Source organism: Liquorilactobacillus nagelii DSM 13675, from assembly GCF_019444005.1.
GTDB classification, from domain to species: domain Bacteria; phylum Bacillota; class Bacilli; order Lactobacillales; family Lactobacillaceae; genus Liquorilactobacillus; species Liquorilactobacillus nagelii.
In genome coordinates this window covers 2,103,347-2,119,531 of sequence record NZ_CP049304.1, presented here as the reverse complement: position 1 = coordinate 2,119,531, position 16,185 = coordinate 2,103,347, and the positions used below count along the sequence as shown (strand labels likewise).

Below are 16,185 nucleotides of genomic sequence, written 5' to 3'. Positions count from 1 at the left end.
AAAGTTAAATAGTTACTGTCATTTTTTACAATAATTAATCTTCTAAACAACCTATCCCATATGATCAATCCGCTGCCGCTGGGAAACAATATTGGTAATCCGAATGCCAAAGTTTTCATTAATAACTACTACCTCGCCAGTAGCAATTAATTTACCATTCAATAAAATTTCCAAGGGCTCATCTGTCAAGCGATCTAACTCAATCACTGAACCTGAATTGAAATTCAAAATGTCACGCACGCTTTTTTCAGCACGTCCTAAAACAACACTCAAATTCAGCGGAACATCCATAATCAAATCTAGATTGTCGCCCTGTGGAACTTTCTCACCCGACAATTGCTGAAATTCAGGTTGGCTAACTTCAACCGTTTGCTTTGACTTTGGAGCAAGTTGAGACGGTCGAGGTGCAGTTGTTGTTTGCTGGTCAGGTTTAATTTTCGGTTGTTGCGATTGTGGTTGAACTTTATCCGCTGTTGAAGAAGCAGACTGCTTTTTCTCATTAGTTTCATGTTCTTTAACTACCGTTGCTTTATCGGCCATCATTGCATCAGCAATATCTTCAACCATATCTTCAGTGAAAATCTGCATAATTTCACTTTTAATTAATCCTTCAACATTTAACGAAAAAGAAACCTTATAAATCTTTTGATCACCGCCAATATTCTCATACTGAATATTATCCGGTTCACGCCAAACCTTAACATCGGGTGGTAAAATATCAACTTTGCGATTAATCATCGTTGCCATCGCCGTTGCTGCCGAACCAATCATTTGATTCATGGCTTCCGAAACCGCACTAAGTTCAACTTCAGTAAAATCCTGGGATTTTGGTTCACCATCACCGCCCATCATTAAATCGGCAATAACATTCGCATCTTTAACTTGCAACAACATCAAGTTAGTTCCAATCAATCCTTCTTTAAAACCAACTGTCATCGCAACTTTAGGCGTTGCAATGTCTGAAATCAATTCTTTAAAATATACTCGAGAAACTTTTGGGGTCGTGATGGTTACACGATGATTTAAAATTGAAGACAGGGTTGTTGCCGCCTGTGACATCGAAATATTACCGACTTCACCAATAATATCCTGTTTGGTTTGTTCATCATATTTGCTTTCAATTTCTGTGGCTGATACTTTTTTCTCACTCGTTGCCGCCTGCTTTTCTTCGGCTGACTTTTCCTCGGCTGGTTTGTCAGAAGTTGCCGATTCGTTATTGCCCTTCATTAACTTGTCGATCTCTTCTTGCGATAAACTATCACTCATCTTCTGGGTCTCCTTCCAACTTATCTAATAATTCAACTGCCAAATTACCATCTTTTTTACCAGGTTTAGCTTGATAAAATGGTATTCCATTAACATAAGTGTCTAACGGAGCACTCGTCTTGCGGTCAAGTTTGATCACATCGCCAACTTCCAAATGCAAGAAGTCTGCCATCTCCATTTGAGCACTTCCTAAGCGGGTTTCAAACGACACTTCAACATTATTTAACCCTCGCTGCAATTCGCGTTCGTCATCTTTGCTGAGCTTTTGACTTGAGTCAAACCAATTTCTAAAGCTCAGTTTGTCACTGATTCCTTCAAAGAAAACATACGGAATACAAATGTTTAAGAATGTACTCATATCACCAATCTGCATTGTAAATGTCGTTAACACAACCGGTTCATTCGGTGACATTGTCTGCAATAATTGCGGATTAGTATCTAAATCATCTAATGCCGTCTCCATTTGAACAATATCTTTCCAAGAGTTTTGGAAAACCTTCCCTAGTTCTTGCAAAACTTCACGTAAAATAGCCAATTCAATATCAGTAAAATTTTTATCATCAATCGCATCATCCGAAACTGCTACTTTTCCAGGCTCAATTTCCGTTCCCCCGCATAATAACTCTACCAAACGCATACAAAGCTGCGGATTAACCTCAAACATTTGAATTCCTTTCATTGGTGTTTTATCAGCTAAAGCCGAATGAAATAGTCCAATCAAGGTAACTCGCGGTATTGAATGAATAAACTCATCAAAACTAATTTGCTCAATCGACGCTAACTGTAATGTAACATTAACCCGTAACAAATTTGATAGTATATTGGTACTCATTTTAGAGAAGTCTTCAAAGATCATATGTAGCGTATTGACATATTCCTTGGAAAGTTTGATTGGCCTTCTAAAATCATAGGGTTTGACCTTGGGGGCTTTTTCTTCTTCTTCAATCTTTTCTTGGTCAATTTCGCCGTTGTTCATTGCTGTCAGCAGCTTATCAATTTCTTGCTGCGATAATACCTGATCCAATCTGACCCCTCCTTACTACTAAAAAATCATTTTAGTTACATCAACAACATTAGCTACTTTATCGGGAAACGAAACGATTCCTGAATAATATTCATTTTGCTCTTTCGAATCATCATTCAAAACTATCTTCTTAGAATCTACATCAAGAATTTCACTAACTTCTTCAATTAATAAGCCTTTACGTTTATCATCTTTTTTCATGATCAAAATATTTTTATACTCTTTTGATTCCGGCACACCGATTAATTCTGATAATCCTACCACTGTCATAACTGCCCCACGCAGATTAATCAAACCCTTAACCCATTTAGGTGCCAGTGGTACTGGAGTTATTTCGATAGTATCGATGACTTCTTCAACTGAAGCTGCTGAGATCAAATAAAATTGCTGATTCAGTTTAAAAAGAATCATTTGCATCTGTGATCATCTCCTTGGATTATGAAAAAGCCTTATCCAACGCTTTAATTACTCGTTCAGTATCAAAAGGTTTAACGATAAAATCAATTGCACCAGCTCGAATTGCATCCATTACCATACCTTGTTGGCCCATCGCACTGCACATAATAACTTTGGCATTGGCATCAGCCTTGCGAATCATTTTCAACGCTTCCAGTCCGTCAACTTCTGGCATTGTAATATCCATCGTAACAAGGTCTGGTTTGACTTCTTGGTACTGATCAAAAGCTTCTTGACCATTTTGTGCCTCACCGGCAACCTCATAACCATTTTTTTCTAAAATATCCTTTAACTTGATTCGCATGAAGACCGCGTCATCAACAATCAAAATTTTCTTTCCCAAATTACTTGCTCCTTTCATACTCCAAGCGATTTAATTAAATTATCCAAGACGCCTTCTTCTGGGATTAAAAACAAAGAAGCGTCAAGTTTTTTTTCAGCGTAAGTAAATTCATTGCGAATAACCATAACTTGTTCATCATATTGATCAAACGCGAGATAAGCACTGCTAATCAGTGCTCCAAAAAAATCATTTTTGACCTGCGGCAGTGACGAAATCAATTGTACATCGAGTAATCTTCCAATCGCATTTAAAAATGAATTAGCAATAATGTTGGATAATTCACTTACCGCGGATAGCTTAACATCCCACGATGCTTCAGTACCCTTTAAAATCAATCCTGCCAACTGGTCAATGGCTTGATCAGTCACCACAAACAAAATTGCTCCTTGATACTCTCCTACTATTTTACTAATTACCCCGTAAACTTCAACATCATCAGCCATTACTTTTTGATATAATTCCTGATAACTTAAAATAGCAACTTCTGGAATCTTCATATCAATTTTTTCATCAACCATTTTTGAAATACTAGTTGCTGCATTGCCGCCGCCGATATTGATCATTTCGCGTAATCCATCAATTTGTAAATCTGTATATTTCATGATTTAGCCCTTTTTTTGGTTTGACATAAAGCATTAACATCAAGAATCAGTGCAATTGATCCATTGTCAAAAATTGTTGCACCTTGATAACGATTGATTTTTTGTAATACCGGATCAATTTTTTTAATCACAATTTCTTTTTGACCAATTAATTGGTCTGCTAGAATACCAAAATACTGCTGATCACTTTTAACAATAATGGCGAACTTTTTGGTGTTTTCTTTTGACTCAATGTTTAGAATCTGATCTGTTCGAATAATTGGAATTAAAGTGTCTTGGAAACGATAAACCTCGCCTTTAGCAGTTGGTACAATATCATTCTCATGCAACATTACAACTCGCTCAACAACATCCAATGGAATGGCAAAGTTTCCTGCACCAACTTTAACCATTAAGGCCTGAATAATTGATAAGGTTAATGGCAACTTGATAATGAACTTCGAGCCAACATTAATTTGACTGCGTAATTCGATTGATCCGCCAAGCTCCGTAATCTTTGACTGAACCGCATCTAGTCCAACTCCACGTCCAGAAATATCCGTAATTTTTTTGGCCGTTGAAAATCCCGGGTGAAAAATCAAATGCTTTAGTTCGTCTTCGGACATTCCATCTGTATTAATTCCCTTTGACTCCGCACTAGCCTTGAGCACTGCTGGATCAAGACCTTTGCCGTCATCTTCCAAAGTAATGATTACGCGATTGCCTTCTTGATAAGCCGAGAGAGTAATCGTTCCTTTTCGTGGCTTGCCAAGTTTCTCACGCGTATCTGGGTCCTCAATCCCATGATCAGCCGAATTACGCAACATATGAATCATTGGTTCACCCAATTCAGAAACAACAGTTTTATCCAACTCAGTATCTTCACCAATAATGACTAAATCCATATCTTTGTGCAAAGTACGACCTAAATCACGAATCATTCGCGGAAAACGGCTAAAAACAACACTGACTTGCTGCATCCGAATCCGTAAAACTAAGTCTTGCAACTCAGAAGTTAAACGAGAAACTTGTTCCAATGAATCGCGAATACCATCTAAATCACTGCGATGACTGGAGTCCTCCATCTGATTACGGTATACAACCAACTCCGAAACTAAGTTCAAGAATCGATCCAAGCGGCTCAAGTCTACCCTAATTGATTGATTACGCGCATTATGATGACCTCCACTGGCCTTAGCGGCCGGTTTTGCAGTCGGCTTCTTAGAAACAGTTTTAGGTGCTGGCTTAACAGTTTCAGTTACTTGAGCTGACTGTTTAACCGGAGCCTCTTTGGCCTTCTTTTGATCTGCTACAGCTTTTTCAGAATCAAATGGCTCAACAATTGCCGTTTCAAGTTCACTATTACTTTCAACATTTGTTTTGATATCCGCTAAAGTTTCTTTGGTAACAAAAACCAATTTAAAGTCAGTATCAAACTTACCGTCCTCAAGCAAATCAGCTGTTGGTTCAGTATGAATCACGTCACCTTCTTCTTCCAGCTTTTGCATAATCAAGAAGACCCGTGGCCCTTTCAACAATGTTTCTGCATCTAAGCGAACTGCAATTGTAAAAACGTTCTGTCCACTACTTTTAGCTTGTTCGGCCACATCAACATCAGCTTCTTCTAAATTCACAAAGGTTGTATTTAACTCTGCTTTAGCAGCTGGTTGTGCTTTAACTGGTTCACTAGCTGCTTCCGTTTCCGCAGCCTGACCGGTAACCCCCGTTTCAACTTTATTAAGTTCATCAATCAAATCCTTAATTTGATCTTCACTGAGATCTTTTTCATCACGTAAATCATCCAGCAATTGTGACAAACGATCAAGACATTTAAAAATCAATGAAATATGATCTCCATTAACCTTTAATTTGCCTGATTTAAAAAGATCAAAAATATCTTCCATTCGATGAGTCAGCTTAGTCATTACTTCATAACCCATCGTGGCCGAACTACCTTTTAAAGTATGAGCGGCCCGAAAGATTTCATTAATTAAATCAATATTATCGGGCTCTTTTTCCAGCTCTAAGACATTATCATTTAACTGTTGTAGATTGTCTTCACTTTCTTCAAAAAAAAGATCACGATACGCACTATTGTCATCCACTACTCTCAACTCCCTTCAACAAACTAAATCTTCTGATAAATAAACGAATCTAATTTTCGCAAATTAAATTGTTCTGGAAAATTAATCGTTTCTGTTGCTCCAGTAAATAAAATTCCACCAGTAACCAGTGAATCGCTAAATTTTTGATAAACTTCATCACGTATTTCCGGCTTAAAGTAAATCGTGACATTACGGCAAACAATTACCTGACAATTTTTTTCATAGAGATTCTTTAATAAGTCTTGTTTCTTAAAAACTATTTGCTTTTTTAACCCACTCGTTACTTGATAACGATCACCAGCAACCGCTGTAAAATATTTATTTAAATCTGCCGGAGCGATGTTTTTTAACTGGTCCTTGCGATAGCATCCTTGATGAGCTTTAGCCAAGATATCATCATCAATGTCGGTAGCAATAATCTTCGCTCCTTGCAAATGATGTTTTTCTAGAATCATCGCTAAAGTATATGGCTCAGCTCCTTCTGAGCAAGCTGCACTCCAAATTTTTGGATTCGGAAATTTTGGAATAATGGTAGTTAAAAGCTGTTTTTCAAAAACATCAAATAAATCGCGATTCCGGTAAAACTCAGTAACATTAATCGTTAGATGCTCGATAAAAGCTTTCCGCGCTTGTGCATCAGTCTCCAAAATATGGGCATATTCCTCTAAAGTCTTAGCTCCTGTCGTTCGCATAATATTACCAATTCTTCGCTGCATTTGACGTTGTTTATACGCCGTTAACTTAATTCCTAATTTTGCTTGAACCCAGTTATTAAAAAAATCAAAATTTAATTCCATATGTTTCACCCGACTATTTGATTGATTTTTTGTTCAATTGCCGATAAACTCAAAATTTCATTAACAACGCCCAGCTCAATCGCACTACGCGGCATTCCGAAAACCACACAACTTTCCTCATCTTCAGCAATTGTATAGCCGCCTAATCCATGAATATCTTCCATGCCTTTGGCTCCGTCGTTGCCCATTCCCGTAAGTAAAACTGCTACTAAGTTGCGCCGATACATTTTAGCTGCTGAACTGAATAAATAATCAACGGCTGGACGAGTTCCATGAAGCTTTGGTTGCTGATTTAAATTAATTCTGCCGTTTTCCAAGGTCATATGATAATCTCCTGGACAAAGGTAAATTCGGCGTTCAATCCGCATGCCGTCTTGGGCTTCAACTACTGGACTAGCAGTCTCTTGATTCAAGCGTTTTGCAAATGATGCTGTAAATCCTTTCGGCATATGCTGGACGATGAAAATCGGCACTTTAATTTCAACCGGAAGCTGGCGAATAACTCCCAATAAAGCACGTGGTCCACCGGTAGAAGCTCCAATTACCATTGCATGAACAAAAGAAGGTAATTGCCCCGGAACTGTCATTTTAGTTTGGTCTTTTATTGGTTGAACAACCGGGCTTTCTACTTGCTGATGTTTATTTTTAACCATTAATATTTTACTTTCAAAATCTGTAATCCATTCTTGTTTAATCGAAAATAAATTAACTGGTTTTTCAATAAAGTCAGCGGCCCCAGCATCGAGGGCCTCAATTGTTACTTCCTGATTACTCAACGAACTCAGCATAACAACCGGCACATCCCGCACTTTCTTGATTTCTTTCAACGCTGTTAGTCCATCCATAATTGGCATTTCGATATCCATTAATACCAAATCAATTTCCGCATCGTCTTTAATTTCTTCAAGTGCCTGTTGACCATTCCGAGCAACCTTAACATCTTGAATAAATGAAATCTTTTGAGTTAAATCACTAATGACTTTCCGCATAAAGGCAGAATCATCTACAATTAAAATTTTCATGATATTTATCGTCCTTATAAATAAACTGTTTCCTGATGTACAATTCTGACCATTACTTGAAAAGTGGTTAAATCAACTACCATTGTCTGTCCACTACTGCCACCCACATGTTTGGCAATAACCGGAATTCGCAATTGTTTCAATGTTTCTTCGACAGCTGCAATGTTGCGCGCCCCAACATTTTGCGAATTATTATCAAAGTTAAACATATTGGCTCCGCCGACAATCTTGGCCTTAAAATGTGGAAAACTAATTTTTTGCTTCATTTCGGCTACCATTTGTGGTAAAGCCAAATTGGCAAACTTGGCGGCATTAACTGCTGCCCGTTTTTCAAACGGTCGACTATCCGGTAGCATAATGTGACTCAAGCCACCGATTTTGCTGCGTTCGTCATAAATTAATGTTCCGATACAAGAACCCAAGCCAACGGTTATCAAACTATTAGGAGCTTGGCTAACCTTGTAATCAGCAATTCCTATCCGAAACTCAGTCGGTTGTTGTTGGAGTGTCATCAGCATCTTCCTCAACCTTTTCAAGTTTCGCAACACTATCAGATAAAGACTGCGACTGGTTGTTATCAAACAAATAATCTAGTTTAAGAGAAATAACTACTTGATCTTTAAATTTCAAAAACTTTCCAATATAACCGCGTTTTAAATCAGCTTGCGATAATTCTTCTTCATAATTGGTTTCTTCCAAGTAATTAATTCCAACAATATTTTCGATAAACAACCCCAAATGCTGCCCCTGCCAATCACACAAAATCACTTTAGTTGCATCAGTCGTTGGTGTAAACTCAGCAAACAGTTTGCGCCGCAAATCAATAATCGGAATCATATGTTTTTGGTATTCAAACACGCCTAAAACAAAATCCGGCACATCCGGCAAAGAAATAAATTGATCAGTTTCAACGACCCGTGTAACTAATAAGACTGGTAAGGCAAAAAATTGATCATGACTTTTAAAAACGACATATTGTTCCACCAGTTATCCCCCCTTTTGATCTTAATAACCTTAAATCTTGAAATTCTCTACTTGGAATTTGAAGATTTCAGCTGATTGACTAACTTCTTTAACATTCTTCTCAAACTGTTCCAATCCTTGATAAAATTCTTCAATGCTGGCAGTAACTTCTTCGGTTCCGGCAGAAGTTTCTGTAATTGATGAGGAGATAGAATTGACTGATTTAGCAACTAAATCTTTTTCTTTCGAAATTCCATTGATATGCGCTTTGACTGTTTCAATACTTTCGACAAACTTTTCAACAATCTCTGAGATTTCCTTAGATGAGTCAATCGCATTATTGATTGTCTCTGTCTGCTTTTCACTGCTGGAGTAAGAATCATTTAACGCCGTCACCATTTGTTCAGATTGATTCCGAATTGCTTCAATAATTTCAGTAATATTTTTTGCAGACTGGCCGCTTTGTTCGGCTAAATTCCGAATTTCTTCTGCCACAATTGCGAAACCTTTTCCGGCATCACCAGCCCGAGCTGCTTCAATTGAGGCATTCAATGCCAACAAATTAGTCTGTTCAGAAATATCGTTGATTAAATGAACAATTTTACCAATACTTTGAACGTTTTTATTCATATCATTCATTTCTTTAACCAATTCTGATTGGCTCTGACGTTCTGTTTCCCAACTTTGAGAAACATCAACCATTAATTTCGAGTTCTTCTGATTACTCTGGCGTGAAGTATCGGCATAGCCATTCATACGTTCAATCTCGGTATGAATTTTTTCGATCTTGCTGCCAAGTTCTTTCATATCATTCGAGGTTTGCTCAGCTTCTGCAGCTTGAGAACTCGCTGAATCAGCAATCGTACTCATTGTTTCTTTGACACTGCTGATTGAATCCTTAGCCTGAGTTGTCGTTTTGGTCAAATCTTGTGACATTTTGCCTAAACGTTGACTCTCATCTTTCATTCCCTCAACAACAGCTTTGAAGACATTAATAATTGATTGAAAACTGTCTTTTATTTTACCGATTAATGGGCTTTGCACTTTCATTTGGCCTAACTTTTCTGCGCCCGTTAAATCACCTGTGCTGACTTGATCAAAAATTTTCAGCATTTGATTCAATTCTGGACTAGCACTGTGACCGCCTTGAGGTGCTAAAAATAAAACTGCCAATAAATGAACAATGATTAGAACAATGGAAAACATTCCGAAACTATGGTCCAATCCGCCATTAGCAACTGGTTTAATTACTATAAAATAACAAATCAGCAATACTAAAATGGTAATCCCAACTGGTAGTAGTGAACCCCACTTAAACTTTTTCCAAAAACTAGTATTCTTTTTTGCCATAATTCTATCCCTTTCTATCAATTTGATAGTTAAACGTTGCAGATGCATCCAAAGATACGCTAACCCTCACTCCCCTAATCTAAAAACTTGGATAGCAATCTATTATCTACTATCGGTAAATAATTTTTGAAATTAAGTCGTTTCGTTACCAAACATAAATATCTTTTGGATCAGAACGAGTTGAATACTTTCCATTATTCTCATCACGGATTATCTTTCCCTTTTGTAATTCAATAACACGATGACGTAGCGAATTAACAATTGTACTATCATGCGTCGCAATAATAACTGTTGTTCCATTCAGATTAAACTTAAAAAATAATTTCATGATTTCAATCGCTGATCTAGCATCTAAATTAGCTGTTGGTTCATCTGCTAATACAACTGAGGGCTGATTGATTAGGGCTCGCGCAATCGCTACTTTTTTACGCTGTCCAACCGACAGTTCTGCTGGACGTCGATTTTGATAAGCAGACATGCCAACCGTTGTTAATACTGCCTGCATTTTTTCTCTCTGCTGCTGTAAGTCACTGACACCAGAAGCTGCTAAACTGTAAATAATGTTCTCGTCAACATTCAAATAAGGAATAAATAAATCTTGCTGCAATACAATTCCAATTTGACGACGCAAAATATAGGTTTGACTAGGCCGTATTCGTTCAACCAACATACTCCCCATTTGTAATGAACCAGATGTCAGATTTTCTTGCTTGTCCATTAACTTCAAAAGTGTTGTCTTTCCAGCACCACTTGGTCCAACAATATAAACAAACTCACCTTGATTAATTTGAAGAGATATATCCTCTAAAGCCTGCACCTTACCATCATATAACTTTGAAACATGTTCAAGTTTAATCAATCTGATCCCAACCTTTATTAATTTGAAAACTCATTAATTGTCCCCAACATATCATCGGTTGACTGTAAAACTCGTGAATTTAAGGAATAGGCTCGTTGAGTTAATATCATATTGCTCATTGCATCAGCTAAATCGGTAGTTGAATTCTCTAAATGATACTGTTCAATTGTTCCTAAACCGTTCGCCCCATTCAATGACGAATTCAATGTCCCGCCTTGAACACGATACAAATTATTTCCGACAGCCTGTAAGTCTTGCGGCTCAGTTGGTTGATATAAGACAATACTGCCCACCTGTGTACTGCGCCCATTTTGTTCAATTGTGATTTGTCCTGTCTGACCAATTGAAACAGTTCCTTGCGGCCATTGATTTTCTGGTATTGTCGCCTGAATGTCTAATTTGCGACCTGCTTGATCGACAACATTTCCATTAGCGTCACGAGTAAAGTCGCCATTTCTAGTTAAGTAAAGTTGACCATCACTACCACGTACCCCGAAAAAGCCTTTCCCGCTAATTGCTAAATCATAAGGCGAATCTGTATTACGCAAACTTCCCTGTGAGAAATTAATTGATTGCTGATGAGTTGCTAAGCCCGTTGTCATCCCCATTTTATTCTGCTGCCCATTCTCTACATTGACATCTTGAGACGTAGTTGAATTTTCTAACAAATCAGTAAAGCTAGTATCACGATTTTTAAAACCAACTGTATTTGAATTAGCAACATTATTGGCTACAATATCAAGATTATTTTGCAAACCATTTAACCCTGTCCGGCTAATTGACAAAATATCATTAACATTCATTACTTATCCCCCCTAAATTTTTCCTAAATCATTGACTGCTTTCTTCAAAGTATCATCAGTTGCACTTAATGCTTTTTGATTGGCTTGAAACTCGCGCGAGGTCTGAATCATTGAAACCATCTCATCAGCAGTTGAAACATTAGATTGTTCTAAGTAGCCCTGTTCCAATTGAGGTGAAGCAACTGCAGTTCCAGCGTTTTGACTGGTATAATAAGCATTACCGACGCTTTCTAAAGCACCATCATTGGGAAAAGAAACCACTGAAAAATCAGGAATGCCAGTGGTTGCTGTAACTGATCCATTGTTGTTGCCCAATACTTGATAACCTTCTTGAGTAACATATTGATTCTGATCGTTTAAACGGAAGTTCCCATTTCGCGTATAAGCAACCTGACCATTATTCATCCGTACTCGAAAATAGCCATCACTATTAATCGCAAAATCTGTTGTTCTGCCCGTTTGCTGTAAAGCTCCTTTCGTTGAGTTCAGATATGAACCTGCTAGATAATTACCAAAAGTAAACCCATCATATTGAATTCTTTGATTATTGTTATTACCGCCTTGAAAGTTATGCAGTTGAACTTGTTTATAGGTTGACTGAAAAAGTTCTTTAGCTTGATAACCGCTTGTTTGAACATTGGCAATGTTGCCACTAATATTTTCTTGTCTCTTTTCTAACAGATTGACACTTTGATAAAGTGTATCCAAACCTCTGATCATTTCATTTCCTCCTTGATCAACTGGCGTAACTTGATAATCGTTTTTCCATGAATTTGTGAAACCCGGGCAATTGAAACATCTAGAATTGCTGCTATTTCTTTTAAAGTTGCATTTTGTTCATAATACAAGCTCAAAATTAATTGCTCTCGCTGATTCAATTTTTTTACAGCTATTATTAGCGCTTTTTTTTCTTCTTCTTGTAATAAGCCCTTTTCACCATTAACTGCTGCCGTATCTTCCAAAATATCTTCTAAAGTAAAATCATCGGCTTGCGGAAAAATAGTACTTTCCAATGAAATGCTTGCCAGGTAATGAATATTCTCATAAATTTCATTCAATTGAGTCAAGGAAATTTTCATTTCCTCGCTAATTTCCTGGTCAGTTACTTCACGCTTTAATTTCTGTTCCAATTCTTGTTTAGCTGCATAAAAGCTATTAATGTTAGCCATTTTATAACGTGAAATTTTCGCGTGTTTCCTAACCTCATCAATAATGGCTCCTTTAATTCGAATCATGGCGTATCTTTCAAACGGAACTTGTTTACTGGCATCAAATTTTTGCAACGCATCAATTAAGCCGATTACTCCAATATCATACAGATCGCCATACTCATATTCAGAGTTTTTAATCGGAATTCGACTAGCTACCCGCTCAACTAATGGCAAATATTTTAACACCTTATCTTCAAGCTTTATCTTATACATAGGGATTGCTCCTTCCGTTTGAATTTGATCATCAAAGCTCAATTGTGCCAACTGTTGCAATTTTAATTTCATTTGGAATTTCATTTAATGAAATAACCGCTATATCTGGATAATTCATCGAAATTAATTTTTTAAATACTAGGCGGATTTTTGGTGAAGTCAAAATCACAAACTTGATATCTTTGACTAGTAGCTCTTGTTGAACTTTGCCAACGGCCGTTAAAATCTGGTTAACCGTCTCTGACTTGAGAACCGGGTAAGAACCAGTTGGTGTCTTTTGAATGTTTTGAGCAACCATCTCTTCAACCCGTGGATGAACTGTCACAATATTAATATTTTCCGTTTCATCAGCATATTGTGCCGCGATTGTTCGTTTTAGGGCTTGGCGAACGTACTCAGTTAACATTTCAGCATCTTTGGTAATAGTGCCATAATCAGCTAACGTTTCAAGGATCGTAGCCAAATCATTAATCGGCACTTGTTCCGCCAATAGATTTTGTAAAACTTTTTCAACTTCACCTAAGCGCATAATATCTGGAATCAATTCATCAATTACTACTCCAGATTGATCTTTAATTCCTTCCAAAAGCTTCTTAACTTCCTGACGTCCAAGTAGTTCAGGAGCATGCTTATTGATAACCTCTTTTAAATGAGTAGCAATTACCGTCAATGGTTCTATAATCGTAAAGTTTTGTAATTCGGCTTGTTCTTTATCTTGAGCATTAATCCATAAAGCATCTAAATGAAAAGCTGGATCTTTAGTTGGCATACCTTTAAAAGGAAAACTGCCATCATTTTGGGCAATAATCATAAACTTGTCAGGATAAATTTTACCTTTAGCAACTTCATTACCACGAATTTTTATTGAATACCCATTTGAATCCAAGTACAAATTATCCCTAATTCGTACTGGACTAATTAGAATTCCTAATTCCTTGGCAATTTGACGGCGAATTGAAACAATTCGATCCATTAAGCTATTTTCAATTGAGTTATCAACTAATGGGATCAACCCATAGCCAATTTCAATTGCCAGGGGTTCCACCTGAAAAGATGCTACAGATTCATCAGGTTCTTGTTTCGTCCGTTTTTTCTTTAATTCCAACTGCTGCTGTTGACGTTTTTTAGCCTGCGCATGTTGAACAGTTTTCTTTTCCACCATTGAACTAGCTACAAACATTACTACTCCCATTAATGCGAACGGAATAAAGGGAAAACCAGGAATAATTGATAACACTATTAGAATAACCGCAACAATTCTAAACAACTGTGGGTTGCGCAATAAGTCCCTAGTTAATGTCGAACCAAAGGAAATTTGGTTTTCTGATCGAGTAACAATGACACCTGAAGCAATCGAAATTAACAACGATGGAATAGCACTAACTAAACCATCACCAATTGACAGCTTACCAAATTGGCTAAGTGCTGCGATAATTGTCATTTTTCCGCCAGCAGCAAAGATAATTGGTCCGCCAATCAAATTGATTAAGACAATCAAGATACTAGCAATTGCATCGCCTTTAACAAATTTGCTAGCGCCGTCCATCGACCCGTAAAAATCGGCTTCTTGCTGTAAATCTTCACGTTTTTTCCGCGCTTGTTTTTCATCTAACAAACCAGAGTTCAAGTCAGAATCAATTGCCATTTGTTTTCCTGGCATCGCGTCCAACGTGAATCTGGCTGAAACTTCAGCTACTCGGCCGGTTCCGTTTGTAACAACCGCTAATTGAACAATCATAATAATAATAAACAGGATTATCCCAACAACATAGTTGCTACCCGTAACAACATTAGCAAAAGCACTAATTACTTGACCTGCGCTACCATCGGTTAAAATTAATCTCGTTGAAGCCATATTCAAACTTAATTTAAACATGGTTGTAAATAATAATAGCGTTGGAAATGAAACAAACTCCAATACCGATTTAGTAAACAAGGTAATCAGCAAAATATTCATTGAGAGCGTCAAGTTGATTACTATCAAGATATCTAATAATGCTGCCGGCAAAGGAATAATGATCAGCGCAATTATCGCGACCACCAAAAAAGATATCCAGATATCTGATCTAGTCATTTTCTTGCCGAATACTCGATTCATAAATTCTTCTCCTCCTCAACTCTCTCAAATTTTATTTTTAGCTTGTTCGTTAAGTTTATAAACTAAAGCAATAACTTCAGCAACTGATTCATAAAGTTCTACCGGAACAAATTCTCCCGGTTCAACTTTGCCATATAAAGCCCAAGCCAAAGGACGATTCTCAATAATTGGTACGTTATATTTGCGTGCTTCAGCTCGCATTTGCTGTGCCAAACGATCTGCCCCTTTAGCCAACAGTCGCGGAACGCCTTCACTATCAGCATCGTATTTAATCGCCAATGCTAAATGGGTCGGGTTAGTTACCAAAACTGTAGCATCCTTAACCTGTTTTAATGAATTTCGTACCATCGCTGCATACTTCGAACGACGTTGAGCCTTTAACCGTGGATCGCCTTCTTGTTGCTTAAATTCATCCTTGACTTCCTGCTTTGTCATCCGTAAATCACGTCGGTGACTGTAAAACTGATAACCGTAATCAAGGAAAGCTAAAACCAGTAGAACAATCGCCGTTTGCAGTGAAAGTGCTTGGGCAAACTTCAAAACAAAAAACAACACCTGTGGCAGTTCAACATCGCTTAAATTATAGAAGCCCGGTAAATACTCCATAAATTTTTGGTAACAGAAATATACTACAATCCCAAATTTTGCCAATGTTTTAACCAAGTTTTCTAAAGCTCGCATACTAAACATTTGTTTAAAGCCCTTTAATGGATTAATCTTTTTAAAATCTGGTTTTAATGTTTTGGTAGTAAAGAGCACCCCAACTTGCAAAAAATTTGATAAAAAACCAATCGACAAACTCAAAACAAAAAATGGTGCTGAAAGAAACAAAACAAGCAAAACTACTTGCAAAGCAATTTTGGGTAAATCTGTAATCATTCGTTGGTAGTTAGCTAGCTGTTCAATTAGCTCAATTAAATATGGCACAAAATGTTCAACTACATATTCCCATAAAGGAATCAGTACAACAGCGAACACCAATAAAGCCAACGCAGAATTAAGATCCTGGCTACGCGGAACATTGCCCTCACGCCGCGCTTTACGCAGCCGGTGAGCAGTCGGCTTTTCAGTTTTCCCGTTTTTATCCTGCATGG

General features: G+C 37.4%; 17 protein-coding genes. All 17 read right to left on the bottom strand.

Annotated elements, in window-relative coordinates; genetic code table 11:
- Positions 1-51 precede the first annotated feature (51 nt).
- A complete protein-coding gene (gene fliY, locus G6O73_RS10600) occupies positions 52-1,266 on the bottom strand; it encodes a flagellar motor switch phosphatase FliY (RefSeq protein ID WP_057885004.1) in 1,215 nt (404 codons plus the stop codon).
- Entirely contained in the window at positions 1,259-2,290 is a 1,032-nt protein-coding gene (gene fliM, locus G6O73_RS10595) for a flagellar motor switch protein FliM (RefSeq protein ID WP_057885003.1), read from the bottom strand. Before fliM ends, fliY begins: the two co-directional genes overlap by 8 nt.
- Positions 2,291-2,308: 18 nt before the next feature.
- Entirely contained in the window at positions 2,309-2,707 is a 399-nt protein-coding gene (locus G6O73_RS10590) for a chemotaxis protein CheW (protein WP_057885002.1), read from the bottom strand.
- 19 nt (positions 2,708-2,726) lie between these two features.
- Positions 2,727-3,089 (bottom strand): response regulator, encoded by a 363-nt coding sequence (locus G6O73_RS10585; protein WP_057885057.1) that lies wholly within the window; start codon positions 3,087-3,089, stop codon positions 2,727-2,729.
- Positions 3,090-3,103: 14 nt separating this feature from the next.
- On the bottom strand, positions 3,104-3,691 hold the full coding sequence (locus G6O73_RS10580) for a chemotaxis protein CheC (RefSeq protein WP_057885001.1): 588 nt from the start codon (positions 3,689-3,691) through the stop codon (positions 3,104-3,106).
- A complete protein-coding gene (locus G6O73_RS10575; RefSeq protein ID WP_057885000.1) occupies positions 3,688-5,775 on the bottom strand; it encodes a chemotaxis protein CheA in 2,088 nt (695 codons plus the stop codon). The genes G6O73_RS10580 and G6O73_RS10575 overlap by 4 nt, the downstream gene beginning before the upstream one ends.
- A gap of 23 nt (positions 5,776-5,798) precedes the next feature.
- A complete protein-coding gene (locus tag G6O73_RS10570) occupies positions 5,799-6,572 on the bottom strand; it encodes a CheR family methyltransferase (RefSeq protein ID WP_057884999.1) in 774 nt (257 codons plus the stop codon).
- Between the two features lie 5 nt (positions 6,573-6,577).
- The gene (gene cheB, locus G6O73_RS10565) at positions 6,578-7,597 is read right to left on the bottom strand and encodes a chemotaxis-specific protein-glutamate methyltransferase CheB (protein ID WP_235805041.1); all 1,020 of its coding nucleotides are present in this window, start codon (positions 7,595-7,597) and stop codon (positions 6,578-6,580) included.
- 11 nt (positions 7,598-7,608) lie between these two features.
- Complete coding sequence (locus G6O73_RS10560) at positions 7,609-8,112, bottom strand: chemotaxis protein CheD (RefSeq protein WP_083478437.1); 504 nt, start codon at positions 8,110-8,112, stop codon at positions 7,609-7,611.
- On the bottom strand, positions 8,081-8,578 hold the full coding sequence (locus G6O73_RS10555) for a chemotaxis protein CheW (RefSeq protein WP_187327496.1): 498 nt from the start codon (positions 8,576-8,578) through the stop codon (positions 8,081-8,083). The genes G6O73_RS10560 and G6O73_RS10555 overlap by 32 nt, the downstream gene beginning before the upstream one ends.
- Positions 8,579-8,608: 30 nt before the next feature.
- Positions 8,609-9,907 (bottom strand): methyl-accepting chemotaxis protein, encoded by a 1,299-nt coding sequence (locus G6O73_RS10550; protein WP_057884995.1) that lies wholly within the window; start codon positions 9,905-9,907, stop codon positions 8,609-8,611.
- A 145-nt stretch (positions 9,908-10,052) separates the two neighbouring features.
- Positions 10,053-10,766, bottom strand: coding sequence for a cell division ATP-binding protein FtsE (locus G6O73_RS10545; protein ID WP_057884994.1), 714 nt, complete (start codon positions 10,764-10,766; stop codon positions 10,053-10,055).
- A gap of 17 nt (positions 10,767-10,783) precedes the next feature.
- Positions 10,784-11,569: a flagellar hook-basal body protein gene (locus G6O73_RS10540; RefSeq protein ID WP_057884993.1), complete on the bottom strand. Its 786-nt coding sequence runs from the start codon at positions 11,567-11,569 to the stop codon at positions 10,784-10,786.
- Between the two features lie 12 nt (positions 11,570-11,581).
- Positions 11,582-12,289 carry a flagellar hook-basal body protein gene (locus G6O73_RS10535; protein WP_057884992.1) on the bottom strand — a complete coding sequence of 236 codons (708 nt, stop codon included), beginning with the start codon at positions 12,287-12,289 and terminating at the stop codon, positions 11,582-11,584.
- Positions 12,286-12,993: a sigma-70 family RNA polymerase sigma factor gene (locus G6O73_RS10530; RefSeq protein WP_057885056.1), complete on the bottom strand. Its 708-nt coding sequence runs from the start codon at positions 12,991-12,993 to the stop codon at positions 12,286-12,288. Before G6O73_RS10530 ends, G6O73_RS10535 begins: the two co-directional genes overlap by 4 nt.
- A gap of 31 nt (positions 12,994-13,024) precedes the next feature.
- On the bottom strand, positions 13,025-15,091 hold the full coding sequence (flhA, locus tag G6O73_RS10525; RefSeq protein WP_057884991.1) for a flagellar biosynthesis protein FlhA: 2,067 nt from the start codon (positions 15,089-15,091) through the stop codon (positions 13,025-13,027).
- A 24-nt stretch (positions 15,092-15,115) separates the two neighbouring features.
- Positions 15,116-16,183 (bottom strand): EscU/YscU/HrcU family type III secretion system export apparatus switch protein, encoded by a 1,068-nt coding sequence (locus G6O73_RS10520; RefSeq protein WP_057884990.1) that lies wholly within the window; start codon positions 16,181-16,183, stop codon positions 15,116-15,118.
- Positions 16,184-16,185 lie beyond the last annotated feature (2 nt).